This window comes from Petrocella atlantisensis, from assembly GCF_900538275.1.
GTDB lineage: Bacteria > Bacillota > Clostridia > Lachnospirales > Vallitaleaceae > Petrocella > Petrocella atlantisensis.
The window spans coordinates 1089506-1114880 of the sequence record NZ_LR130778.1 but is presented as its reverse complement, the minus strand read 5'-3'; the positions used below and the strand labels follow the sequence as shown (position 1 = coordinate 1114880).

General features: G+C 37.7%; 27 protein-coding genes. 21 read left to right on the top strand and 6 right to left on the bottom strand.

Annotation, left to right across the window (positions count from 1 at the left end; translation table 11 throughout):
- Positions 1 to 7: 7 nt before the first annotated feature.
- Together PATL70BA_RS05235 and PATL70BA_RS05230 are read left to right on the top strand one after the other, a co-directional pair.
- A complete protein-coding gene (locus PATL70BA_RS05235; protein ID WP_330510252.1) occupies positions 8 to 1378 on the top strand; it encodes a PTS fructose transporter subunit IIC in 1371 nt (456 codons plus the stop codon).
- A gap of 3 nt (positions 1379 to 1381) precedes the next feature.
- The gene (locus PATL70BA_RS05230) at positions 1382 to 1633 is read left to right on the top strand and encodes an HPr family phosphocarrier protein (protein WP_125136386.1); all 252 of its coding nucleotides are present in this window, start codon (positions 1382 to 1384) and stop codon (positions 1631 to 1633) included.
- Between the two features lie 108 nt (positions 1634 to 1741).
- On the opposite strand, the gene PATL70BA_RS05225 is transcribed toward PATL70BA_RS05230, so the two are convergent.
- From PATL70BA_RS05225 to PATL70BA_RS05215, 3 genes are read right to left on the bottom strand one after another with little or no spacing between them, the layout of a single operon-like run.
- Positions 1742 to 2506, bottom strand: coding sequence for a hypothetical protein (locus PATL70BA_RS05225; RefSeq protein WP_125136385.1), 765 nt, complete (start codon positions 2504 to 2506; stop codon positions 1742 to 1744).
- Positions 2484 to 3380: an ATP-binding cassette domain-containing protein gene (locus PATL70BA_RS05220; protein ID WP_125136384.1), complete on the bottom strand. Its 897-nt coding sequence runs from the start codon at positions 3378 to 3380 to the stop codon at positions 2484 to 2486. The genes PATL70BA_RS05225 and PATL70BA_RS05220 overlap by 23 nt, the downstream gene beginning before the upstream one ends.
- On the bottom strand, positions 3367 to 3744 hold the full coding sequence (locus PATL70BA_RS05215) for a GntR family transcriptional regulator (RefSeq protein ID WP_125136383.1): 378 nt from the start codon (positions 3742 to 3744) through the stop codon (positions 3367 to 3369). The genes PATL70BA_RS05220 and PATL70BA_RS05215 overlap by 14 nt, the downstream gene beginning before the upstream one ends.
- A 154-nt stretch (positions 3745 to 3898) precedes the next feature.
- Between PATL70BA_RS05215 and PATL70BA_RS05210 the strand changes: the two genes are divergently transcribed.
- From PATL70BA_RS05210 to PATL70BA_RS05150, 13 genes are all read left to right on the top strand, one after another.
- The gene (locus tag PATL70BA_RS05210; RefSeq protein WP_125136382.1) at positions 3899 to 5170 is read left to right on the top strand and encodes a DUF1576 domain-containing protein; all 1272 of its coding nucleotides are present in this window, start codon (positions 3899 to 3901) and stop codon (positions 5168 to 5170) included.
- Positions 5171 to 5175: 5 nt separating this feature from the next.
- Entirely contained in the window at positions 5176 to 5523 is a 348-nt protein-coding gene (locus PATL70BA_RS05205; RefSeq protein ID WP_125136381.1) for a hypothetical protein, read from the top strand.
- Positions 5524 to 5553: 30 nt separating this feature from the next.
- A complete protein-coding gene (locus PATL70BA_RS05200) occupies positions 5554 to 5955 on the top strand; it encodes a YbaN family protein (protein ID WP_125136380.1) in 402 nt (133 codons plus the stop codon).
- A 111-nt stretch (positions 5956 to 6066) separates the two neighbouring features.
- Positions 6067 to 7185 carry an Ldh family oxidoreductase gene (locus PATL70BA_RS05195; protein WP_125136379.1) on the top strand — a complete coding sequence of 373 codons (1119 nt, stop codon included), beginning with the start codon at positions 6067 to 6069 and terminating at the stop codon, positions 7183 to 7185.
- A 115-nt stretch (positions 7186 to 7300) separates the two neighbouring features.
- Positions 7301 to 8467, top strand: coding sequence for a glycosyltransferase family 4 protein (locus PATL70BA_RS05190; RefSeq protein WP_125136378.1), 1167 nt, complete (start codon positions 7301 to 7303; stop codon positions 8465 to 8467).
- Between the two features lie 142 nt (positions 8468 to 8609).
- Complete coding sequence (locus PATL70BA_RS05185; RefSeq protein ID WP_125136377.1) at positions 8610 to 9134, top strand: type 1 glutamine amidotransferase domain-containing protein; 525 nt, start codon at positions 8610 to 8612, stop codon at positions 9132 to 9134.
- A 393-nt stretch (positions 9135 to 9527) separates the two neighbouring features.
- Positions 9528 to 10097, top strand: a complete 570-nt coding sequence (locus PATL70BA_RS05180) for a glycerol-3-phosphate responsive antiterminator (RefSeq protein WP_125136376.1) — start codon at positions 9528 to 9530, stop codon at positions 10095 to 10097.
- 332 nt (positions 10098 to 10429) lie between these two features.
- Positions 10430 to 10783 carry a Lin0368 family putative glycerol transporter subunit gene (locus PATL70BA_RS05175; RefSeq protein WP_125136375.1) on the top strand — a complete coding sequence of 118 codons (354 nt, stop codon included), beginning with the start codon at positions 10430 to 10432 and terminating at the stop codon, positions 10781 to 10783.
- Between the two features lie 12 nt (positions 10784 to 10795).
- Positions 10796 to 11134: a Lin0368 family putative glycerol transporter subunit gene (locus PATL70BA_RS05170; RefSeq protein ID WP_125136374.1), complete on the top strand. Its 339-nt coding sequence runs from the start codon at positions 10796 to 10798 to the stop codon at positions 11132 to 11134.
- A gap of 115 nt (positions 11135 to 11249) precedes the next feature.
- The gene (glpK, locus tag PATL70BA_RS05165) at positions 11250 to 12731 is read left to right on the top strand and encodes a glycerol kinase GlpK (protein ID WP_125136373.1); all 1482 of its coding nucleotides are present in this window, start codon (positions 11250 to 11252) and stop codon (positions 12729 to 12731) included.
- 202 nt (positions 12732 to 12933) lie between these two features.
- The gene (locus tag PATL70BA_RS05160; protein ID WP_125136372.1) at positions 12934 to 14376 is read left to right on the top strand and encodes an NAD(P)/FAD-dependent oxidoreductase; all 1443 of its coding nucleotides are present in this window, start codon (positions 12934 to 12936) and stop codon (positions 14374 to 14376) included.
- A gap of 16 nt (positions 14377 to 14392) precedes the next feature.
- On the top strand, positions 14393 to 15655 hold the full coding sequence (locus PATL70BA_RS05155) for an NAD(P)/FAD-dependent oxidoreductase (protein WP_125136371.1): 1263 nt from the start codon (positions 14393 to 14395) through the stop codon (positions 15653 to 15655).
- Position 15656: 1 nt separating this feature from the next.
- On the top strand, positions 15657 to 16031 hold the full coding sequence (locus PATL70BA_RS05150; protein ID WP_125136370.1) for a DUF1667 domain-containing protein: 375 nt from the start codon (positions 15657 to 15659) through the stop codon (positions 16029 to 16031).
- 72 nt (positions 16032 to 16103) lie between these two features.
- Here the strand turns inward: PATL70BA_RS05150 and PATL70BA_RS05145 are convergent, their stop codons facing one another.
- Together PATL70BA_RS05145 and PATL70BA_RS05140 are read right to left on the bottom strand one after the other, a co-directional pair.
- The gene (locus tag PATL70BA_RS05145) at positions 16104 to 17549 is read right to left on the bottom strand and encodes a hypothetical protein (protein ID WP_125136369.1); all 1446 of its coding nucleotides are present in this window, start codon (positions 17547 to 17549) and stop codon (positions 16104 to 16106) included.
- A 12-nt stretch (positions 17550 to 17561) separates the two neighbouring features.
- Complete coding sequence (locus tag PATL70BA_RS05140; protein ID WP_197715789.1) at positions 17562 to 18488, bottom strand: ATP-grasp domain-containing protein; 927 nt, start codon at positions 18486 to 18488, stop codon at positions 17562 to 17564.
- 147 nt (positions 18489 to 18635) lie between these two features.
- Here PATL70BA_RS05140 and PATL70BA_RS16210 point away from each other — a divergent pair, with 147 nt between their 5' ends.
- From PATL70BA_RS16210 to PATL70BA_RS05125, 4 genes are all read left to right on the top strand, one after another.
- The gene (locus PATL70BA_RS16210; RefSeq protein ID WP_172596110.1) at positions 18636 to 18791 is read left to right on the top strand and encodes a hypothetical protein; all 156 of its coding nucleotides are present in this window, start codon (positions 18636 to 18638) and stop codon (positions 18789 to 18791) included.
- 102 nt (positions 18792 to 18893) lie between these two features.
- Positions 18894 to 20003, top strand: a complete 1110-nt coding sequence (locus tag PATL70BA_RS05135; protein WP_125136367.1) for a coiled-coil domain-containing protein — start codon at positions 18894 to 18896, stop codon at positions 20001 to 20003.
- Positions 20004 to 20019: 16 nt separating this feature from the next.
- Positions 20020 to 20697 carry a cell division ATP-binding protein FtsE gene (locus PATL70BA_RS05130; RefSeq protein WP_125136366.1) on the top strand — a complete coding sequence of 226 codons (678 nt, stop codon included), beginning with the start codon at positions 20020 to 20022 and terminating at the stop codon, positions 20695 to 20697.
- Complete coding sequence (locus tag PATL70BA_RS05125; protein WP_125136365.1) at positions 20694 to 21584, top strand: cell division protein FtsX; 891 nt, start codon at positions 20694 to 20696, stop codon at positions 21582 to 21584. The genes PATL70BA_RS05130 and PATL70BA_RS05125 overlap by 4 nt, the downstream gene beginning before the upstream one ends.
- Before the next feature lie 25 nt (positions 21585 to 21609).
- Here PATL70BA_RS05125 and PATL70BA_RS05120 read toward each other — a convergent pair whose 3' ends face one another.
- Positions 21610 to 22746, bottom strand: coding sequence for a DEAD/DEAH box helicase (locus tag PATL70BA_RS05120; protein ID WP_330510246.1), 1137 nt, complete (start codon positions 22744 to 22746; stop codon positions 21610 to 21612).
- A 485-nt stretch (positions 22747 to 23231) separates the two neighbouring features.
- Here PATL70BA_RS05120 and PATL70BA_RS05115 point away from each other — a divergent pair, with 485 nt between their 5' ends.
- Together PATL70BA_RS05115 and PATL70BA_RS05110 are read left to right on the top strand one after the other, a co-directional pair.
- A complete protein-coding gene (locus tag PATL70BA_RS05115; RefSeq protein WP_125136364.1) occupies positions 23232 to 24158 on the top strand; it encodes an ABC transporter permease in 927 nt (308 codons plus the stop codon).
- Between the two features lie 2 nt (positions 24159 to 24160).
- Positions 24161 to 25366 (top strand): ABC transporter permease, encoded by a 1206-nt coding sequence (locus PATL70BA_RS05110; RefSeq protein WP_125136363.1) that lies wholly within the window; start codon positions 24161 to 24163, stop codon positions 25364 to 25366.
- The last annotated feature ends 9 nt before the right edge of the window (positions 25367 to 25375 follow it).

Genomic DNA, 25375 nt, shown 5'->3' with positions numbered 1-25375 from the left:
AATGAAAATGAGGATTTTAGCAGTAACAGCATGTCCAACGGGTATCGCACACACGTATATGGCAGCAGAGGCCATTGAAGAAGCAGCAAAGAAAAAAGGTTATGAAATCAAAGTGGAAACAAGGGGTTCTGTAGGTGTCGAAAATGAATTAACAAGTGAAGACATTGCAGCAGCAGATGCCATAATCTTAGCGTGTGACACATCCGTACCTATGGATCGGTTTTCTGGGAAAAAACTGGTATCTGTAGGCGTAAGTGATGCACTTAAGGACGCAAACAAATTAATTGAGGACGCACTAAAAGCACCTGTTTACAAAGCATCAGGAAGCAATCTTGTAGATGACGTTGCAGGTATCAAGGCAAAGAGAAAAGATGAAAGCAAGGGTGCTTATAAACATTTAATGAATGGCGTATCTTTTATGATACCATTTGTTGTAGCTGGTGGTATTGCCATTGCTCTAAGTTTTATGTTTGGTTATGACGCATTTCAACAAGAAGGTACTTTGGCAGCGTATTTAATGAACATTGGTGGTGGTGCAGGCTTTGCACTTATGATTCCTGTACTCGCTGGTTATATTGCTTATTCCATAGCAGACCGACCGGGTTTAGCTGTAGGTATGATTGGTGGTTCTGTAGCGGTTCAACTAAACGCAGGTTTCCTTGGCGCTATCGTTGCCGGTTTTATGGCCGGTTATGTGGTCAACTTGATTAAGAAGTATATTAAGTTACCTAAAACGCTTCAAGGTATTATGCCGGTATTGATTATACCTGTATTTGGTTCATTGATTGTCGGCTTATCATTTTTCTATATCATTGGAACACCGGTTGCGGCCATTAACACAGCAATGAATAATTTCCTAACAGGAATGTCTGGTACAAATGCAGTACTTTTAGGATTGATTATTGGATTAATGATGGCCTTTGATATGGGTGGTCCTGTCAACAAAGCAGCCTATGCTTTTGGAACAGGTACACTTGTTGCAGGCACAGGTTCAGCAATTATGGCGGCAGTTATGGCGGCAGGCATGGTGCCACCACTTGGACTTGCAGTCGCAACATTTATTTTTAAGGACAAATTCACCTTAGCAGAAAAAGAAGCCGGAAAAGCAGCCGCAGTACTTGGTGCTAGTTTTATAACAGAAGGTGCTATTCCTTTTGCAGCAGCAGATCCACTCCGTGTTATTCCTTCCATCATGGCAGGTGCAGCTGTAACAGGTGCTTTATCTATGGCATTTAATGCAACATTATCGGTGCCACATGGTGGACTGTTCGTGTTTTTTGCAGTTGAAAACGTAGCAATGTATGTTTTAGCAATCCTTGCAGGTACAGCAGTAACAGCAATCCTTATAGGTATGCTAAAGAAAAAAATTGAGGTGTAAAACATGGTAGAATTTACAACAACAGTAGGCTTTGAAGAAGGCTTACACGCGAGACCGGCGGCCGAACTGGTTAAAGTATGTCAGAAAGCATTGGCAGATATTAAGATTATAAAAGATGACCTAGAAGTAAACCCCAAAAGTATTCTAGGCATATTGACCCTTGGCGCAGCCCATGGTGATAAGATTAGAATTCTTGTCAATGGATCAGATGAAAATGATGTAGCCAAAAATCTTAAAGCATTCTTCAACAAATAAAACCCAAGATGAAAAAAGAACCGATTGGAGTCACATCCGAGTCGGTTCTTTTTTTAACTTTAGGAAATGCTTATTTTTGCCTTGAGCCTCTTTTTTCAAAAAACGATATTATTCTTTTGATTCTGCTCTTCTTAGTAGCAAATAAAAACATCCGGCCAGCAAAGAGCTTAAGAAGAAGAAGGTGAGGATGGCCATGTAAGGGTTCCTAGTTTCCCAACCGAAGGCAGCGGGGATGAGAGCACCCAAACTTCGCACCCATGAGCCGGGTAAAAAGCCAATCAAATTTCTCAAAAGTACAATAAAAACAACAGGCGTTAAAGATACGATGATTTTTAGAATGTTATTGCTTCTGTAATAAACTAGCGTAATGACAAGGCCTAATAAAAAGAAAAACACATAGGCCGAAAATTGCCAGAATACAGTAGAAAAAAGTGTGAAAAAGGAATTGCTTTGTTCCCAAACATATTGCATTGTGTTCCAATCAAAAACACCTGTATCTCGGTAAGAACTATAAAACATGTCATAGTTCGTTGGGGAAAGTACAAAAATATTGTAGGTACGGTTTAGGATAAGATCAATAACGGACATTAGGAAAGCAACTGGTAAGATGGAAAGTAACAACCCACTAAAAAAGGTTTTTCTCGATAAATTATTTGCTTGAGAAAAGTTAAAGCTATCCTTGAAGGCATTTAGACCCAAGACAAAAAGAAATATAACAGTGGAGAACTCAAGTCCTGAAGAAGAGAAGTCCTGATTGTTGCTTGAGTTAGTGGCAGCTAGGAATGATATGGCCATGATGAAGAACATGTAGTAAATCATGGTGGAGGGTAGCATCATTCGTATATGAAATTTAGCCAACTTTAGGGATTTCATATAAAACACCTCCTACATCTGTTAGTTTAATGAAAAGTTCTTGCAAACCCACTTTAGATTTTTCAAGACCCATTTGGTTGATTTGTTTAAGTGTTTCTTCAGTAGGTTTATCAAGAAGGATGGCTTTACAATAGGTGCCTAAATATTCAAGACCAATGAAGTTCCTGTTTTGAATGAAAGCTTCAACATCGGATGATTTACCGGTGATAGCATAGGCACGTTCCATTAAGGAAGCTACACTTTCATTAATAAGAACCGACTGTTTACCAAGAATCACGACCCACTCAAGCAAATCAGCAATTTCTTCAATTATATGGGTAGATAGAATAATGGTCTTTGGTGTTTTGATATAGTGGGCAAGAAGTTCCTTATAAAAAAGCGTCCTATGATGGGCATCAAGACCTAATATAGGTTCATCAAATATCAGAAGATCAGCATTTGAGGCCAACGCTATGATTAATTTAGCAATAGTGTTATAACCGGTGGAAAGTGTCTTGAATTTTTTGTTAGGGTTTAGGTCAAATTTCTCGCACAACCCATTGGCATAGGTTAAGTCAAAATTCGAATAAAAAGTCTTGGTCCAACGAAACACCTCGTGTATTTTCATGCTGTCGGGATAAAGCGTGCTTTCTGTCATGTAATAAATGCGCTCAAGAAGGGCATCGTTTTCGCTAATAGGGTGATTAGATAAGGTTATATAACCATGGGTTGGGAAAATGCGATTGGTTATTAAGTTAAGGAGGGTAGTTTTTCCGGCGCCATTACGGCCAAGTAAACCATATATTCTTTTTTCTTCAAAAATAAGCGAGATATCCTTCAGTGCACAATTACTTTTATAGTTCTTAGTGATGTTCTTCAGTTCAATATGATTCATATTCAGGACCTCCTGTAATCATTTTTATAATATCTTCAATCGTGATGCCCAGTTTGTCAGCCTCGTGTAAGAGGTTCACCACATATTTTTCATAAAAGTGCTCTTTCTGCTTTTTTATAAGCGTATTTTTTGCATTTTTCGCTACAAACATACCGACCCCCCTCTTTTTGTAAAGAATGCCTTCATCAACGAGAAGGTTAAAGCCTTTAGCAATGGTTGCCGGATTAATATTATAGCTTATAGAGACTTCTGTCGTTGAAGGTATTTGTGTCTCTTCTTCAAAAATATCACGTATGATATCATCTTCAATGGATTGGGAAATCTGAAGATATATAGGAATTTGACTGCCGAAATCAATTTTCATCAGACACACACCCTTTCTTAACTGGTTAACTGCTTGTGTAATTAACTATATAACTTATCTTATTTTTTGTCAATACTTTTTGTAAAGCCTTGTGAAATCCCATGGCTTACTTTATAATAAATCAAATCAAATACAACTTCTTGGAGGAGACAAGATGATTTATTCCACTACATATGAAGAAAAAGAATTACAAAAGGAAGGTAAACAACTCATTTTGAGTGTTTTTCCGTTGGTATTCATGGTTTTTGGTATACTCTATGGTTTAGTAAACCATGAGATCTTCTCAGAAGGTTTGATGGCGATACTTTATTCGCCGACGACACTCCTGACAGACTTTTTAAAGGTTGGTGGTGTGGGTGCTGCTTTTGTTAATGCTGCTTTAGTAGGCATATTTAACATATATTTATTAAGGCGTTTTGAGATGAGAATCAATGGACTGCTGATTGCTGCAATTTTTACAGTAATTGGTTTTTCTTTTTTCGGGAAAAACATTCTTAACATCATGCCTATATATTTGGGCGGCTATCTATATGCGCGTAGGCAAGGGATTGCAATGAAGAACATTATTTTAATCATCATGTTTAGTACAGCATTGGCACCTATTGTTAGTGAGATTACTTTCGGAGGTTATTTTGATAGAGGGTTTAATTATTTCATGGGAATTTTTATTGGGACACTCATTGGATTTATCATTGTGCCCTTATCTTCCCATATGTTAAAATTCCATGATGGCTATAACCTTTATAACATTGGATTTACTGCAGGTATCGTGGGGACTGTTTTTACAAGCTTACTTAGAAACTTTAAAATCAACATCACACCGGTAAATATATTAGATACGAATCAGCACATGACCATCGTTATTATGCTATATCTGCTTTTCATTTATCTGATAGCGATGGGTTATAGAATCAATAGAAATGGTTTTAAAGAATATAAAAACATACTCAAATATAGAGGTCGGACCATAACTGACTTCACAGAGCTTGTCGGTTATGGCATAACATTCATTAATATGGGTCTCATGGGTATTTTGAGTATCAGTTTGGTTCTTTTATTAGGTGGCATAGTTAATGGGCCGGTCATAGCGGCCATATTAACAATTGTTGGATTTGGGGCTTTTGGTAAACATCCCAAAAATTGCCTACCTATTGTACTGGGTGTCTTACTGGGGGGATTTATTTTTGGCTATGATTTTACCAGTACGGGATTTATCATTTCCATACTCTTTTCTACTACAATAGCGCCCATAGCTGGATCATTTGGACCAATTATTGGCGTTCTAGCAGGCATACTACACCTTACTATTGTCACGAATGTTGGTGTCATCCATGGTGGTATTAATTTATACAACAATGGTTTTGCGGGTGGTTTGGTTGCGGGATTTTTAATACCTATTATCGATGCATTTAAAAAAGGAGAATAATTGTTATGAGACATGAAGTGAAGAAAATAAGCCGCATAGTGGATGAACTTACCACATTATTTCTAAAAGAAGATACCAATGAATTAGATTTTAAGATTGCTATTACAAAGGAAAAATGTGTCATTAAGATTGTAGATTATCATACGAATTTTGAAGATGCTTATCTTGAGCATTTGTCTAAGCGTCTTAATAGCCAAAGGCAGAGGGAAATAGAGGAATACTATTGGCAACTTGCCGGAGAAACAGATGAGGATGATGAAATCACATTGGTCTCTGCTATGGTGGATTCAGCGATCGTGGAAAAAAGAGAAGGTAATCTGATGCTAGAACTGACGAGATTATATACATCATAAAAGCAGGAAGGATTAATACAAGGTGAAGGTATGAAAAAAATCTACAATCATACGAAAAAATATTTTTTATTGACCATAGGCACCATATCTGTATTTTTGGGGGTTCTAGGCATTTTCTTACCTTTGTTGCCGACAACACCCTTTTTACTTCTGGCATCTTATTGTTATTTAAGAAGTTCTAAGAAAATGTATGGTTGGATTATGAACCATAAGACCTTTGGTAGCTACATCCATAATTATATTGAGTACAAGGCGATAAAAAAGAGAACCAGAATAAGCGCCTTAATTTTCCTGTGGGGATCACTAGGGTTTTCAATATATCTAGCACCAATTTTCTATGTCAAGATAATGTTGGTTTTCATAGGTACAGCTGTCACCCTTCATCTTTGCTTACTTAAAACCTTGCCTAAAGATGTAGATGACAATTCTTAAATGGTGCGGCAATGTTCAGACGCGGTTGAAACATGTTATAATAATAATGTGGTACTGTCATTAACCTAAGTAAATGAAAATAATGCACTTAGAATTAGGGAGGAATGTACAATGAAACAAGTTTACGTAGATTGGGAAACCATTACCGGGTTTGTGAAGGAAGCATTTATGGGCTATGGTGTGCCGGAAGATGATGCGGCAATCTGTACGGATGTATTAATCGCTTCAGACCGTAAAGGCATCGACTCACATGGTGTCAATCGTTTTAAACCTATATATTTGGATCGCATAAAAGCCGGTATTCAGAAACCAATAACAGATTTTGAAGTAATAAGAGAAACAGCAACAACAGCTGTTGTAGACGGGCATGATGGCATGGGACAAGTCATTGGCTATAAAGCTATGACTATGGCAATAGAAAAAGCAAAAAAATACGGAATGGGTATGGTAGCGGTAAGAAATTCAACGCATTACGGTATCGCAGGTTATTATGCAGAGATGGCGACAAAAGCCGGATGTATAGGTATAACCGGAACCAATGCAAGACCCTCAATAGCGCCTACTTTTGGCGTAGAAAATATGTTGGGGACAAACCCATTGACCTTTGGACTGCCTACGGATGAGCCATTTCCATTTATTTTGGATTGCGCAACCTCCATTACCCAAAGAGGTAAAATCGAATATTTTGCCCGTGTGGGAAAAGACACACCGGAAGGTATGGTAATTGGAAGAGATGGCAAAGCAATGACGAACTCTGAGCAGATTCTTGAAGATCTGGTGAGTGGCAATGCTGCATTGGCGCCTCTTGGCGGTATAGGAGAAACGCTCGCCGGCTACAAAGGCTATGGTTATGCGACGGTAGTTGAAGTGTTATCTGCTGCGCTGCAACAAGGTAATTTCTTGAGAATGTTAACAGGCATTGGTGAAAATGGTGAGAAAGTGCCATACCATTTGGGGCATTTCTTTATAGCTATAGATACTGAGGCTTTTATGGGCCTTGAAAGTTTCAAGAAAACAACAGGTGATATACTACGGGAACTTAGAGGTTCTATAAAAGCACCTGGCGAAGAGGCTATTTTCACAGCAGGAGAAAAAGAATATAATCATGGTCTGTTTAGAAAAGATAAAGGTGTTCCTGTCAATGAAGCAGTTCAAAAAGAATTGATTGAGATTAGAGATGTTTTGAAATTAAACCATTATAAGTTCAAGTTTGAAGATACATCCCTTTAAGAAAACCTTAGAAAGTCTTAATAGTAATTTAATAATAATTTGTTATACTGACTAGGTGAGAACTTATACTTTGGGAAGTAAAACAAACGTTGTTAACGTTGGTCGAGGTGGTTGAATGAATATTGGTATTTTTACAGATTGCTATTATCCCCAGATTAATGGTGTTGTGACTTCGGTCATGATGTTGCAAGAAGAACTTGAAAAAAGAGGACATAATGTAACCATTATTACCGTTAAGGTACCCCATCATATAGAAGAACAAGAAAATGTTATACGCATCAAATCCATACCGATTATTAGAATGAATGAGTTTAGATTGGGTATTCCCTTTAATGTACCATTAATAAAAATGATTAAGTCATTGAAATTGGACTTGGTCCATACCCATACGGAGTTTTCTGTAGGTCTACTGGGTAAATATATGGCGCGGGTGCTGGGTATACCGTTGGTACACACTTACCATACCATGTATGAAGACTATACCCATTATATTTACAATTTGAAGTACGGACAAAGAGTGGTTAAGAAGATGGTCGCCAAAGGTTCTAAAATATACACGAAGAAATACAGCTGTATTATTGCACCAACCGACAAAACCTTGGTATCTCTTAGAAGGTATGGGATCAAAAACGATATACATATTTTACCGACAGGTATTGATATCGATAAGTTTGCTAAGCTTGAAGCGGATAATTCAGCAATAGCGGCGTTAAGGAAATCTCATAGCATTGAGGAAAGTGATTTTGTCTTATTATCCTTAGGACGCATTAGCAAAGAAAAGAACCTTGAATTTTTATTAGAGCAATTGCCCGAACTTATTAAGGTACATAAGCACCTTAAATTGGTTATTGTTGGAGACGGACCTTATTTAAACCAGTTATTAAAAAAATGTGATGAGTTAAGTCTTCACAAACATGTGATTTTTGTCGGAAGAGTCCCCTATGAGGAAATAGGACAGTATTACAAAATGGCAGATATATTTGTAAGCGCATCTTATACGGAAACTCAAGGCCTAACCATCATTGAAGCCATGGCATCGAATCTTGGTGTTGTCGTTTATGACGATACAAACGTACAAGGCATTGTGATGGAAGGTGAATCAGGACGATTATTTACAACCCAAGCAGAGTTGAAACATCAAATTTCTGACGCCATAAACCATCCGAGCAAGACAAAGGCAATGCGTAAAAGAGGTTTAGAGATTGTTCAATCACTTTCAAAAGAAAGCTATGCTGAAAATGCGGAGAAGATTTATAATTTATTAGTGGAAAAACATATGTAGAAAGTATATGATGGTTAAAGGGTCAAAACTAAGTTTCACTAAATTCACCTACCATGGTAGGTGAAAGTTTAACTATATAGTTTTGACGCCTTAACCATTTGATAAATGTAGGTGAAAATAATTAAGAAGAAAGGATTAAAAAATGAAGCTTAAGAATAAAAAAGTATTAGCATTTGTACACACCGATTTTGAAGACCTTGAATTATGGTATCCCATTTATCGACTTAGAGAAGAAGGTGCCGAAGTCGTTTTGGCAGGTGAAAAAAAAGGTGAAACTTATATTGGTAAGTATGGTGTACCTGCCACTTCGGATATGGATTTTAAGGAAGCGGTGGGCATGGAATTTGATGCATTACTGGTACCGGGCGGATGGGCACCGGATAAATTGCGTCGCTTCGAAGAGGTTTTGACCATAACCAAACGCATGGATCAAGAAAAGAAAGTTATTGGAGAGATTTGCCATGCGGGGTGGGTACTCATATCAGCAGATATATTAAAAGGGAAAAAGGTAACAAGTACGCCGGGTATTAAACATGACATGATGAATGCGGGTGCAACTTGGCTAGACGAACCAAGTGTTGTAGATGGTCATCTTGTCTCTGCCAGAAGACCACCAGATTTACCGGACTATATGCGTGATTTTATAAAAGTATTATCGGAACAGTAAAAAAGTAGGCCAAGTGGCCTACTTTTTTGTTATCATTGCAGGTTAGAAATTGGGATATTCGGGAAATTTGTATCGAAAATCATGTTTAAGCTCAAAAACCATGGGAATTTGCTCTATTTTCGTCATAGATTTACAAATTTACTGAAATATACTAAAAAAAAAAACCTTAATAAACATAATATATGGTAATAATAAAGAATATTGTTTAACTTTAGTGAAAATTAATTGATAAATAAATAACGAACCTTTAGATATCAATCGTTTATTGTATACAATGTCAATTAAAAGAATGGTTTTTTTGAAAGCAGCACTAAGACCGGTATAACTTGACTTTTAGGTACTTTTATAGTACATTTAGCAACGGTAAGTTCAAATAACACTTGGAGGAAAAAAATGTCTAAATCGCAAATGAATGATATTTTAATCGACAATCCGATTATCGCAGCGGTCAGTTCAAGAGAACATATGGAGAAAGCTATCAAATCGCCATGTAATGTAATTTTTATGCTTTATGGTGATATTATGACATTGAAAGATGATGTGAATTACGCTAAGGCAAACGATAAAAAAGTTTTCATTCACATCGACCTCATTCATGGTTTCTCTCATGACAACTATGCCCTTCGTTATATTCAATCTGAGATTGATCCGACAGGTATTGTAACCACCAAATCCAGCCTTACAAAAAAAGCAAAAGAGATGGACATGTTGGTCATACAACGTTTATTTATGCTGGATTCAAAGTCGATTAATGCAGGCATAGCAACAATCAAAGGCATGAAACCGGATGCAGTAGAAATCATGCCCGGTATTATTCCGAAGATCACAACTGTCATGAGTAAAGAGTTGTCCGTGCCTATTATTGTCGGCGGTTTAATAGAATATAAGCAGGAAGTTCTTGAAGCACTTAAGGCTGGTGCTACCTCTATTTCAACCAGTAGTGAAAAAATATGGTATAGCTAAGGAAAAAACCCAAAATAACAGCAATATTAAGTTAATTATTTAACAAAGGTGTCAATAGTCATTCTCTTTTCGTCAATGTGCAATAAGAAAAAATGAACTTGACAAATGGTTTGTTAATAATGTATAGTTGTCATATAAGTTAATAACGATTAGGTCGAGAGTTTGAGAGCCGTGTGGATCAAGAATTTGGAAATTAGTATTGATTTTCACATTCTTAATGTATCAACTATGCTTTCTTTTTTTGTGCATCATTACCGGTCAAGTTAAAATGGTGCATGATAACAAAGGACCTGATCAACACAAAACTTAATTTTATCTTGGGAGGTAAAAACATGAAACATTTAGGAACAATTTTAGGAGCAGCAATTGCCGGTATGTTTGTAATGAGCGTTTGGGGCGCTTTTGCAGGTGCGTACGGAATTGGTGGCGGTTGGTTTGCTGGATTTGCTATCATTTCAACAATGTGGTTTATGAATCACTTCGTTGGCGTTCATAACAACGATGGCGCTTGGGTAGACATGGCAGTTGGTATTGGTATTGCAGGTACAGCTCGTGGCGCATTCGAAGCAGGAACATTCCAAGTGGTTGTTGATTCTTTACCAACAATGATCATCGTTATTCTAGGTGGTATCACTGGAGCAACAGTTGGCGGTTTACTTCAAAATTCAGCACTCAAGAAAGATTAGGAGGGAAGACAAATGACTCTACAATTAGGATTAGCTACATTTTCAGGAGGATTTATATTTGCCTTTTTAATCAGACTTCTTTGGGGCGAATTAGTAACTAACTTTGGACCAGCAGGTGGTTGGTTGGCAGCAGGCTTTATCGTTGGTACTACATGGTCATTAAACCATGGCGTTGGATTAATCTATCAAACAGGCGCAGCATGGATTGATATGGCTTATGCAGCAGGTTTTGGTTTGTTTGCAGCAAACATCATCGTAGATAAAGCTGATGTTGGCAAAGGTTTTGTAAACATAGTATTTGCAATTATTGGCGGTATTTTAGGTGGTTTCTTACTATCCTGTATGGGATAAGTAACAAACGGATCATAGCCAATTAACAATATAAGAACTTTAATAGAGATTAATGAAATAAATTACGGGTAACTGCATAGAAGGTATAACAATATAATATGGAGGTATTTAGAATATGGCAAAAAAATATGTAATGGCGTTAGACCAAGGAACTACTAGCTGTAGAGCTATTCTTTTTACACATGACGGACAAATCGCTTCAGTAGCTCAAAAAGAGTTCACTCAAATCTATCCTAATCCGAGTTGGGTAGAGCATGATGCACTTGAAATATGGGAATCACAAAGAAGTGTTATGATGGAAGCAATGAAAAAAGTTAATGCTACAGCTGAAGAAGTAGCAACAATTGGTATTACGAACCAAAGAGAAACAACTGTTGTTTGGGACAAAACTACTGGACAACCTGTTTATAACGCAATTGTATGGCAATCTCGTCAAACAGTTGGTATCTGTGAAGAATTAAAAGCTCAAGGTTTAACTGAATATGTTCATTTAAACACTGGTCTTGTAATTGATGCTTACTTCTCAGGCACAAAAGTAAAATGGATCCTTGACAACGTTGAAGGCGCAAGAGAAAAAGCTAACGAAGGTAAATTATTGTTCGGTACAATGGACACATGGTTAATCTGGAACTTGACAAAAGGTCAAGCACACGTTACTGAGTACTCAAACGCATCAAGAACATTAATGTACAACATTCGTGACCTTAAGTGGGACGAAAAATTATTGGCTGCATTGACAGTTCCAACTTCTATGCTTCCAACAGTTAAACAATCAAGTGAAGTTTATGGATATACATCATTACTTGGTGGAAACACACCAATTTCCGGCGCAGCTGGCGACCAACAAGCAGCATTATTTGGACAAGCTTGCTTCGAAAAAGGTATGGCTAAAAACACTTACGGAACTGGTTGCTTCATGCTTATGAACACTGGTGAAGAAATGATTCCATCAACTAAAGGTCTTTTAACAACAATCGCATGGGGCGTTGACGGCAAAGTTGAATATGCTCTTGAAGGTTCAATTTTCATAGCTGGTGCAGCAATCCAGTGGTTAAGAGATGAAGTTAAGATACTCGACAGTGCAAAAGACAGTGAGTACTTTGCAACTCAAGTTAGCAGTACAGACGGCGTATACGTTGTTCCTGCATTTGCTGGTCTTGGCGCACCTTACTGGGATATGTATGCACGTGGAGCAATCCTTGGATTAACACGTGGTACTGGTAAAAACCATATCGTTCGTGCAACATTAGAATCATTAGCATATCAAACAAGAGACGTACTTGACGCTATGCAAGAAGATTCAGGTATCACTTTGGCTGCACTTAAAGTAGACGGTGGCGCTTGCGCTAACAACTTCTTAATGCAATTCCAAGCAGATATCGTTAAAGCTCCAGTTGAGCGTCCAGAAGTTATTGAAACAACAGCTCTTGGTGCTGCTTACCTTGCAGGACTTGCAGTTGGATTCTGGGAAAGCAAGCAATCCGTTATTGATTCTTGGAACCTAGATCGCCGTTTTGAGCCTTCAATTGACAATGCAGATGAGCTTTATGCTGGATGGCAAAAAGCTGTTAGCCGTGCACAAGCTTGGGCTGACTAATAAAAAGCGTATCGGTATAGAGAGATAATTAAAGAGTAGTAAATGGCATCATATTGAGAGGCCGTACATCTTTTCAGACTTACTGGATATGTGCGGCCTTTTTTATCAATTATTTGATGTGATAAACTGAAGGCTAGGTTTTTCAGATCAAATAATTACAATAGATGGAACATATTGAAAACACTTTTAAGGAGGCAATAAAATGTATGATGTAGTAATAATTGGTGCTGGTGTAGCCGGCACGTCTATTGCAAGAGAGTTGTCAAGGTATAAGCTAAAAATAGCGGTTATCGACAGAGAAAACGACGTTGCAAATGAAACAACCATGGCAAACAGTGCCATTATTCATGCTGGGTATGATGCTGAACCCTATAAGAACAAAGGTAAATTTAATGCAAAAGGTAATGCGATGTACACACAACTCACGGAAGAATTAGACATTCCATTTAAAAGAGTTGGATCACTCGTACTTGCTTTTTCAGAAGCAGACTTAGCAACTATTGAGCTTCTTTATGAAAGAGGTATTGAAAACGGTGTTCCGGATCAAAAGTTACTAACTAAAGAAGAAGTTCTTGAGATGGAGCCCAATATTAATGATACTATTTTTGGAGCGTTATACGCACCAACAGCCGGCATCATTTCTTCATGGGAAGTAGCGATAGCCTGTATGGAAAATGCTATGGATAACGGTGCCGAATTGTTTTTGAATACGACAGTTGAAGATATTAAAAAAGACGGAGATGTGTTTACTGTAAAAACAGACAAACAAGATTTCCAAACCAAATATGTGGTCAATGCAGCAGGTGTATTCTCAGATAAAATCAACAATATGATTGCGGCACCAACTTTTGAGATACAAGCTAGAAAAGGTCAATATTTCATCATGGATAAAGATATAGGCAACCTGGTTAATACAGTGCTTTTCCAATGTCCTTCAGATGTCGGTAAAGGTATTTTGGTTGCACCAACGGTTCACGGAAACCTACTTATTGGACCGGACTCAGTATTTGTAGATGATAAAGAAGATGTAAGTACAACAGCGCCTGAACTTGCTATGATTCGTGAGGCTGCTGCCCTAACAACCAGTAAAATAGATAATAGGAAAGTTATTCGTTCTTTCTCAGGACTAAGAGCTACTTCTACAACCCATGATTTTGTACTTGGTGAAACACCGGATGTACAAGGCTTTTTCAATGTAGGTGGCTTTGAATCTCCAGGTTTGTCTGCAGCACCTGCTGTAGCGGTATTTATTGCAGACCAGATTAAAGAAAGAAACGGTGGCTTTGAAGCCAACCCATCCTTTAATCCAGTGCGTCGTCCATTTATTCGTTTTGATGAGTTGGATGCTGATGAAAAAGCAGCTTTAGTTAAAGAGAATCCTCTTTATGGTCGTGTTATATGTAGATGTGAAACGGTTACAGAAGGCGAAATCATGGATGCTATACATCGTAATGTAGGAGCAACTACAGTAAAATCTGTTAAGAAACGTACAAGAGCAGGTATGGGACGTTGTCAAGGTGGTTTCTGTGAGCCACGTGTTATTGAGATTCTATCTAGAGAACTTGGTAAACCAATGAACCAAGTTAGCTACGACTCACCTAAGGCATACATATTAACCGGCAGAACTAAAAACGTAGAAGAATAAAAGAGAGGACGAAACTATGCAAAATTATGATTTGATTGTTGTCGGTGGTGGACCTGCAGGTTTAGCTGCCGCTATAGAGGCAAATAAAAACGGTGTTGATAGTATTTTGATTATAGAAAGAGACCGTGAAGTTGGTGGTATTTTACAGCAATGTATCCACAACGGTTTTGGGCTTCATATATTTAAGGAGCAATTAACAGGACCTGAATATGCAGAGCGTTTTATTGAAGAAGCTAAATCATTGAACATAAACTATGTTGTCGATACCATGGTGCTTGATGTAACACCTGAAAAAATTGTGCATGTGATCAATCCAAAAACCGGTTACCAAACCTTCCAAGCGAAAGCTGTTATTATGGCTATGGGATGTAGAGAACGTACGAGAGGTGCGATCAACATCCCTGGCTATAGACCTTCCGGTGTTTATTCAGCAGGAACAGCGCAAAGATACACCAACATGGAAGGCTTTATGCCAGGTAAAAAAGTTTTCATCCTAGGTTCAGGTGACATTGGACTTATTATGGCAAGACGTATGGTTCTTGAAGGTGCTGAAGTACTTGGTGTTGCTGAGTTGATGCCATTCTCCGGTGGATTGAAGCGTAATATCGTTCAGTGTTTAGATGACTATAATATCCCATTGTTACTGAGCCATACTATTGTTAAGATCGAAGGTAAAGATCGCCTTGAAAAGGTCATTGTTGCAAAAGTGGATGAGAATTTCAGACCGATTCCCGGTACTGAAAAAGAATATGAAGTGGATACATTGTTACTTTCGGTTGGATTGATTCCTGAGAATGAGCTTTCTAAGAAAGCGGGTATCAAGCTTAATCCGGTTACTTCAGGGCCATTTGTTAATGAGTCTATGGAAACCAGCGTTGAAGGTATTTTTGCTTGTGGAAATGTTGTTCATGTACACGACCTTGTTGACTTTGTTACTCAAGAAAGTCGTCGTGCCGGTCTTAATGCTGCAAAATATATTAAGGATGAAAAAGCAACAGAAGGTAAGGTTGTTGAAGCCAACACAGGCTTTGGTATCACTTATGTTGTGCCAAGCAAGATATTGGTGGATAATGTTGAAGATGAATTGGTGATGTTCATGCGTGTGAATAATGTATACTCCAATATGCGTTTAGAAGTAAAATCAGGAGATACAGTGATTAAGTCAATCAAACGACGCCATTTAGCGCCGGGTGAAATGGAACAAGTTAAACTAAAACCTTCCGATTTGGCTAAAGCTGAAGGCGAACTGGTATTTTCTATTGTAGGGGAGGATGCATAAGATGTTAGAGAATAAAATTGAATTAGTATGTATCGCATGTCCCGTTGGATGTTTGATGGAAGTTGAACAAAACGGAGATGAATTTATAGTCACTGGTAATGCATGTAAGCGTGGACCAGTGTATGCCAAAGCAGAGTTGACACATCCAACCAGATCATTGTGTACAACGGTTGCCATTAAAGACGGCTTCTTAAATCGTTTACCAGTATTTACGGAAGAAGAGATTCCAAAAGGTTTGATTTTTGAAGCAATGGATGAAATTAATAAAGTTGTTGTTGAAGCACCCGTAAAAGTAAGACAGGTTATTATCGAAAACTTATTGGGAACAGGTGTTAACGTAGTCGCAACAAGAAGTATGAGTAAAAAGAATTCATAAAGTAAGGTATAAAAAAAGTCATTCCGGGGGGGGATGACTTTTTTTGTGTTCTCTAATTTACTTAAGTGTATTTTATGACAAGATTTCGTCCATGAGTATGGGGTCACCGTTGATGGCCATGAAGAGTTTTCTTCGTAATTGTTTTTTGGTATTGATAAGCTCTGCTGCCAATTTGTCGATGGCGATTGTGGATAATACGGATTGGATGTAGCCTTCAATTAGACTGTCGAGACTAAGGCCTAACTGGTTAAAGTCTTTTTGATCCACCATCTTAAGTCGACCGGTTTCACTTGCCCATCCATCTATCATTTTTATGGACAAGTTCGTACCAAGCATTTGCCAGGAGTCCTCTGTAGAGTCTAGGTTGGTCGTTAGAGGTTTTTCAGCTCTTCTGGCATACATAGCCATCGGACGATAGCCATTTGGCGTTGAAGCAATCATAAACCTTAAATCGGCTACGTAGATTTCTTTCTTTTTATTTGGGACCATGCCTACATGGTAATAAAGACCATCACTACTATTGGTACTCCAGTGGTAATTGCCAATGAGGCTCTGTACGATAAAATCCTCGTAAGGATGGCTTAAAGACATAAAATGCTCCAGTTCCTGCTTACAAGTGATCGTATAGACGCCTTGTCCTGCATTGCTATATGGATTTTTTATTACAGCATGTCCGCCAAATCGATCCACCCATAGTGGAATTTCATGAAGTTTTACATCTTTGATGGTTTCCGGTGTATTTATTTTAAGACCATGGTTTTTGAGATCTCCATTGTAAAAATCATAGGCCTTGGCTGCCATTCGCTTGTTTCGACCACCAGCAAGACATGCGATAATGGGGTTATATATGAGCGTTTTTGATTTGACAGGAATACGGTTCCAAGGGGTCTGGGTTACATAGCGTATAGCGGCTTTGATGGGGAACCAGTTAGCATTCTGGTCACGGACCTCCATAACCTCATCCACAAACCTAACACTAGGATTTGGATCACCATCATAAAAAGAAGCTAAATAGACATCTTCTCCGGTGATTTGTGCAAGTGCGGCAGCATATCCGGAAGCTTCCATTTCATTTTTATCATAGATCACGGCATAATGACCGCTCACCACACGTTTTTCTTTGACGAAGGGTAAGAAGGATGTTTCAATAAGACGTTGATAGCTACCCATTTCTTCTTGATCAAATAATAATGGCATTGATTTTTGACCGGAGGGTGATGAATTGGTTTCTATGACAACCATCTGTCTTTTTCCGTTGGCGGTGGTTACATGAAAAAGATCCGTTCCCGACCACTGTATATGATTAGGACGATAGTTTAGAAATTGTGTGAGTGCATCACTATCCACTCTTGGATTGAGATGACAGTAACGTTCTATAATTCTGTCTGTATCCATATTAAGAAAAAAGAGTACGAGCGGACTAATTTGAGCATTGACCACCTTATGGTAATAATGATTTTCTTGTATGAAAGTCCCCGGACGTACTAATTGCGCCGGTTCTTCGAAATTTATTTTCATATAGCCTCCTGATTATCCATGCAAACGTGTTTTTATATATTCATATATTTCATGAGGTACATTGACATTGACGCAAGATTCCATACCCTTGAACATAGGAGAGGAATTGACTTCACAGATTTTGAAATGATCACCATCAAAAAGCAAATCCACACCGGAAATATCTAGCCCTAATACTTTTGTAGCCTCAAGCGCCAGCCATTCTATTGCAGGTGTTAATGTGTAGGGTGTCACGGAACCACCAGCAGAATAATTGGCACGAAAATCGTTGTCACCGGCTTGGCGATGCATACATCCGATTATACGGCCTCCAACCACAAAAACGCGCAAGTCTCGTCCAAGACTATCGGTCATCATTTCTTGTAAAATAATGTTAAGCTGTGGATTGGCGATTTCTATAATTCTCGTGATATTTTTAAGTGCATCCTCATTCTCGGCCATAAAAACACCTTTACCTAAAGAGCCGGATAGGGTTTTTATAATAATCGGAAAAGAAAAAAGACGCTTAATAAGCGGAATCTCAACAGGGAACTTGAGAAGCATGGTTTTTGGAACCGGCAAGTTGCGTTGAGCTAAAATCTGATGAGAAAAAAGCTTGTCTTTAACCGTTTCTATGCTAAGAGATGTGTTGATACATGGGATACCCAGTCTTTCAATGTGTCGAATTAGTGCTAACGCAAAATAAGTCGTACCGGAGCCCATTCTTGGGAGCACAAAATCAGGTAGGTCGGTAAATTCACCATTGACATAGATGCTTTTTTCGTCTTCTCTTGTAACGATAATATCAATTTGATCAGGAGAATAGACCTCAATGTCTATATCCATTTTCCCCGCTTCCTCAATAAAGCGGTTGACTTCATAATGTGTTTCGTTTAATGCTTCTTTAGATACTTTGTAGATAATCCAACCTTTCATGGTTGACCCTTTAAGTGTTGCCACTTACCTTTCTGTTGTAGATTTGAAGATATTTTCATTATACATGATTGAATCAGGTTATCATAATAAAAAATGATGATTTAAAATATAATTAATGCTATAATAACATTTACAGGAATAAATACGAAAGATAGATTAAAAGGAGTTTACATGTCGGAGAAAAATCAAGAAATGATGAAAAAAATATTGGAACAGAAAAAGGCAACACAAAGTAACAAACAAAAGATGATACCGAATAAAAAAATCGGATCTAGCCAAAAAGGTAAACTTAATCAGAAAGCCGGAGGCTCAAACAACAAGGTCTAATTGTATGTAAATGGATGCTTTTCTTTTCATAGCCTCATTTTTGTTGATGTTATAACAAGAATGGGGTTTTATAGTGTATAAGGAATCGGAGTGGAAATAAAAATGATGAAGCCCCCGTTTAGAATTATAGGGATTCTTTTGGTAGTGGTACTGCTAGCCTATTCATGGTCCTATGCCACGGTTCATGTAGACGTGGTTACAGAAGCTGAAAATCAAATTTTGCAAATCAATGAGGAAGAAGCCGGTATTTTGACGGATTTGTACCTGATTGAGCAAGAAATTATGAAACTTGAAGCGGATGAAGTCACCTTATCAAAAGATATTAAAATATATAGTAGTGAGATCCGAGTGTTAGAAAAAAGAATTATAGATGAAGAAAATGCGTTTAATGAAAACAGGGACACTCTAGAGCATATTTTAAAAGCTTATCAAAAAAGAGGGGCCGGAACATTTTTGGAAATCTTACTTGACTCCGACCATTTAGCTGATTTTTTAAGAAGACTGAATATGCTTAGGGACCTAACCCAAGATACTGGGGCATTGCTGAATCACCTTGAGGAAGTACAACAAAGTTTGACAGTAGAAAAGGCGACATTAGCAAATCAGCTTACAAACTTGGAAGAAGAGCAGAAAAGACTTGGGGAAGTCGTGGAAGAAATAAAAGCCACAAAAATAGAAAAAGAATCCTATTTAACGGATCTTTTAGATAAAAGAGAATTTTTTGAGAACATCCTTTATGAGATTAGTACAGCATGGAAAGTGCTTAAACCTATGTTTGTACAAGCCAGTGAAGGGTTTTCAAGATTAGCTGAAAGTGGCAGTCTTCCAGAGGATGCTATGAAGCTCAGGTTATCTATGTCAGGTTTTGATGCCATTATATCTGAGAAGGTATTTAACGATGCAATTTTAGAGAATCCGGATATCCCAGGGCTGGAATTTGAGTTTGAAGAAGGCTATATAAGACTATCTGTACCAAGCAATCATTTGAGCGTGAATGGGAATTTTCAAGTGATAGAGGGTACGGAACTGGTTTTTATTCCGGAATCTGGCACATTTTATGACATGCCTCTTGATGACACGTTAATGAATGAACTTTTTGAAGACGGTGGACTCAGGTTGAACTTAAAGCCGATTATTGGTAACAATAAGATTAAGACGGCAGAGTCTAAAGAAAATGATTTAATTCTTGCGGTACAAATCAATTTATTTTAGTTCATAAGGAGAAAAAATGATAGAGGCACATGATTTAGAGTTGATTTATAGTGATGGCACAGTAGCCGTTAAGCCCTTTGATATAAAAGTTGGTGCAGGGGAATTGGTTTATATTACCGGTGCTAGCGGATCAGGTAAAACAAGTCTGCTTAAATTGCTCATTGGAAGCGAGTATCCGACAGGTGGCACATTAAATATACTTGGAGAAGAGATTAAAAGGGGTAACACCAAAAGCATCAATAAGATGCGTCACAAGATTGGTCCGATTTTTCAAGAATTTAGATTAATCAAAGGAAAAACCGCCATGGACAATGTTAAATTGGGGATGCGGTTTATCGGCATGACACCAAGTCAAATAGAAGAAGAAGCACAATCTGTACTCATCAAGGTAGGACTTAAGGAAAAGTTAAACATTAAAGTAGACTACCTTTCTTGGGGAGAATGTCAACGGGTAGCCATTGCAAGAGCAGTCGCTAGAAAACCTGCACTTATCTTGGCAGATGAGCCTACCGGTAATTTGGATCGGGATAACGCTATTAAGATGTTAGAGCTTTTAGCATCCTTCAGAACGCAAGATACAGCGGTTATTATGACCACCCATGCAACTCATTTAATAGAAGGACATGCTCATGCCACCTACATTCATATGAATCGAGGCAGCGTGAATATTGAAAGGCAAGGCAAATCCCATTGAAAACTTATATTTACAACTTTCGTTATTTCATCAAAGAATCAATCGACATTTTTCGCTTAAACTTAATATCCAATATCTTCTCCTTATTAAGCACAGGTCTGATTTTTTTTGTTTTGACTTTGATTATTGCAGGGTGGAACATCAGCAGTTCAGTTACGGAAGCCATCAAAGGTGAATCAGAAATCAGTGTTTACTTTCAAGAAGGTCTGACAGATGGGCAAATTAAAGAAATGACCAAATCCATCACCAATGTGCAAGGTGTGAAATCGGTCAATCTGATTAATGAGGAAGAGGCTTATGAGCGCATGGAAAGAGTATTAGGCGATGATGCTCAGGTACTGTCTTTTTTTGAAGATAACCCTTTTGACGCTTTTTTGGAAGTGGGCATAGAACTTAGTGAAATCGATATAATAGTAGGACGACTCAGTCAAATGGAGAATGTTGATTTGGTTAGGGACAATAAAGAAGTGTTGAATCGACTTAGTCATATGTCAGATGTTCTTAATTTGATTAGTTATTTAGCATTAACGGCAGTGGGCATTACAACTTTGGTGATTATGTCTCATATCATTAGGCAAGGCATCTACCATCATAGAGAACAAATCAATACCCTTGAACTTTTGGGCGCACCCAAATATTTCATTGCACTTCCATTTTATATAGAAGGTATTGGTATGACACTTACAGGTGGGTTATTGTCACTCATATTAAGCCATTTTGTATTAAGTGAGATTTATACACAAGTTTCAGGTCCATTACCATTTATACCCATGCCGGATCAAGGTAGTGTTATGCAAAATCTAATCTTGATGATTATAAGTTTAAGTTTGATTTTGGGTTTCTTAGGCAGTGCTTTTGGCGTCAGTTCTTCAAAAGGAAAGAATTAAAATGTCAAAAGAGCCTTGCGTCAGATTATTTGTAATCTCTAAGTTGTCCATTTTTAATTGCTTTTGATTGAATATGGATGTTGTTGATCTTTTCAATTTTTTTGATATCTTGTAACTGGCTTAGCGTGATGATGGATATAGCCACACCGTTTTCGCCGGCACGACCCGTACGACCGACGCGGTGAATATATTCATTGAGGTCGACAGGAATATCCATATTGATAACATGGGAGAGATTTTGAAGGTCAAGCCCTCTTGCTACCAAATCTGAGGCGACAAGAACTTTGGCTTGTCCTCCTTTAAAATGATCAATGGCTTTTTTACGTTCTTGTTTCGTAGCATTTCCATAAATACCGACAGCATCTATTTTATGATAGTTCAACTTTTCCACAACATCAATAATAGCTTCATTTTTGTTAATAAAGACGATGGCCTTTGAAGGTTTTACTGCATGTATGAGTTTTCTAAGCGTATCTATTTTATCTCTTTGTGGTGCTACTATGAAACAGTGCTCAATGGCTGGGTTAACCTTGTCAGGCGCGATATTGACGATTTCAGGGCTTTTCATGAGTGATAGGGCACATGTTAAGGCTTTTTCACTAATAGAAGCAGAAAAGGCCAATAACTGACGATCACGCAATGTAGTTTTGATAATGCTTTTGACGGTCTGAACATTACTATCACTTAATAATTTATCAGCTTCATCGATCACTAAGGTTTTGATTTGATGGGCTTTTATTTTTTTGAGCTGAATCAATTCTAATACTCGGCCAGGGGTTCCAACAATAATATGGGGCTTTTCTTTTAAGTAATCAATTTGGCGTTTGATATTGACTTCACCTATGATTGGTGTAGATCTTAAGGGGTGGTTGGAGTTGTGAGCCAACGTCTTAATGACGTTATTAATCTGGATAACCAGTTCGTGGGTAGGTGCCAAAATTAAAGTGTGCAGGTCTTTAGAGTCTGTATCAATACGTTGAAAAGAAGGCAATAGGTAGGCTAAGGTCTTACCGCTTCCTGTGATGGCTTCAGCTATGAGGTCTTTATTATCCAAAATGTGTTTAATGGTTATGCTTTGTATGTCAGTAGGATCTATAATATTTTCGTGTTTAAGTCCCATAATAAAGGTGTCGCTTATTTTTAATTCATTAAATGTAGCCATAATTTTCTCCTTATATGCGTTCACGCCGTGAACAATTTGCAATCAAAACGAGGCAGAACCTTATTTTGATTCTATAGATAGATAACATTTTTGTCAATGAGATGCATTATTTATTATCAATATATAAGGTAGAACAAGAAACATATTCAATAACGATGTTTGTGTGTCTTTTTCTGACATTAGGCTCGCATCGAATCATCTGAAACCATAAAATCGAAGAAAAATATATAAGGTAGTAAAATTTTTTTAATGTCAAGGAAAAACAAATGTCTTTTAAGGGAAAACGCTTTACATCGGTTTTGATTTATTATATACTATCCTAGTAAATTAAGGATTCTGTACAGTAAAATTATTTTATAATCTACTAAATTTAAGGTACATTAAGGTCAATGATAAGAACCTTTTACTTGAATAAGATTATAGTCATCAGCCGCATGAATGTGTTGGTTAGTATTAGAATCATAAATGTCGAAAGGAGCTTTAAAATGAAAGGTTATTACGCAAAACGAATTCTCTCAGCGTTGATTACCCTCTTAATTATCACGACACTAACATTTGTGATGATGCATTCTATACCAGGAGGTCCTTTTACACGGGAACGACCTGTGCCGGATGAAATATTAAAAACACTCAATGAAAAGTATAATTTGGACGCTCCAATTTATGAACAGTATTTTGATTATGTAAAAGGATTGGTCACTTTTGATCTTGGACCATCTTATTCAAAAATAGGAACAACCGTTAACGATTTGATTATTTCCGGTTTTCCCGCATCTGCCAGAATCGGCTTGTATGCAACGATACTCATAGTACTTTTTGGTATTCCCCTTGGCATTGTCTCGGCACTAAAACAAAATAAGCCCATTGATTATCTGGTTATGTTTATGGCTACGCTAGGTGTTACAGTGCCCAGTTTTGTTATGGCGACCTTGATTATCTATTTTTTTGCGGGCAAATTAGGTATCTTGCCCAGTTTCGGTGTCACCTCACCCCTTGGTTATGTCGGACCGGTATTGGCCTTGTCCGGCTATTCATTATCCTTTGTTGCAAGACTTACAAGATCCAGTATGCTTGAAGTATTAAGACAAGACTATATTCGTACAGCAAGAGCCAACGGCTTGAGTGAATTCAAAGTCATCTATAAGCATGCTATTAAGAATGCTTTAATTCCTGTTGTTACTTATCTTGGCCCTATGATTGCAGCTATTTTAACCGGTTCCTTCGTTATTGAAAAAATATTTGCTGTACCGGGTATGGGCCGATATTTTGTGGAAAGTGTTGGTAATCGAGACTATACAACAATCACTGGTATTACTGTTTTCTATGCAGCCTTTTATATCATTATGGTATTACTTGTAGATATTGCATACGGGTTTATTGACCCTAGAATAAAACTTGGGAAGGAAAAATAATCATGGCAGATAAAAGATTTGTATTCATCAAAGACAATACAGAAGACATGGAAGTATCACGCCCAAGTTTAACGTACTGGCAGGATGCTTGGCGTAGACTTAAGAAAAATAAGCTTGCTATGGTTGGGGCTTTTACCATTATTATTGTACTTCTATTTGGTCTATTTGGACCAAGTATGACGAAATATTCTTACTCAGATCAATTGAATAAGTTCAAAAATTTACCACCGAGGTTAGAAATCTTCGATGTGGGAGAAAATGTGAACTTTCATTTATCCAATGACTACAACATATTCTTGGTAACGGATGATGGTGAAGTTTATGACCGCCTTGAACCGGACAAGCTCCAAAGAGACATGATTAACAAGATTTATGTCTATAAGTATGGTACAGAAGATGATTTTGAAGAAGTGACACTTGATTTTTCTTATAATTTGCTGCCTTCCAAACAAGGTTTTGATTATGATCATACAATTGAGTACAATGGCGTTGTTTATACCCAACCGAATGATAAAATTTTCAATCGAACATTTCCTTTTGGAACAGACGACTTAGGTCGCGATATTTTAACCCGTGTTATGTATGGTACGAGAATATCTTTGATGATCGCATTCATAGCTACGCTCGTGAACCTTATGATTGGCGTGGTATATGGTAGCATTTCAGGCTTTGAAGGCGGTAAAGTAGATGAGTTTATGATGCGTATCGTGGATATTATCAATTCCGTACCTTTGATTTTATATGTTATTCTATTAATGGTTACCTTCAAAGATAATGACGGTTTGACCAATATTGTTATAGCACTCAGTACGGTTTACTGGGTGTCCATGGCTAGGTTGGTTCGTGGGCAGATGTTGGCACTAAAGGAACAAGAATTTGTATTGGCAGCCAGTGTCATTGGTGTGCCTAGGTATAAGATTATATTTAGACACTTGATTCCAAATGCTATGGGTCCGATTATCGTATCTATGACCATGATGATTCCAAGTGCTGTTTTTACAGAGGCATTTTTAAGTTTCATTGGTCTTGGCGTATCTGCACCTCAAGCATCTCTTGGAACACTAGCGAACAATTCCCTTTCAGGGCTTTTGACATACCCTTATCAATTGTTCTTCCCTGCTCTTACGATTGCAATTATTATTCTTGCATTTAATTTCTTAGGGGATGGATTACGAGATGCACTTGATCCACGACTAAGGAAAGGATAGGTTAATAAA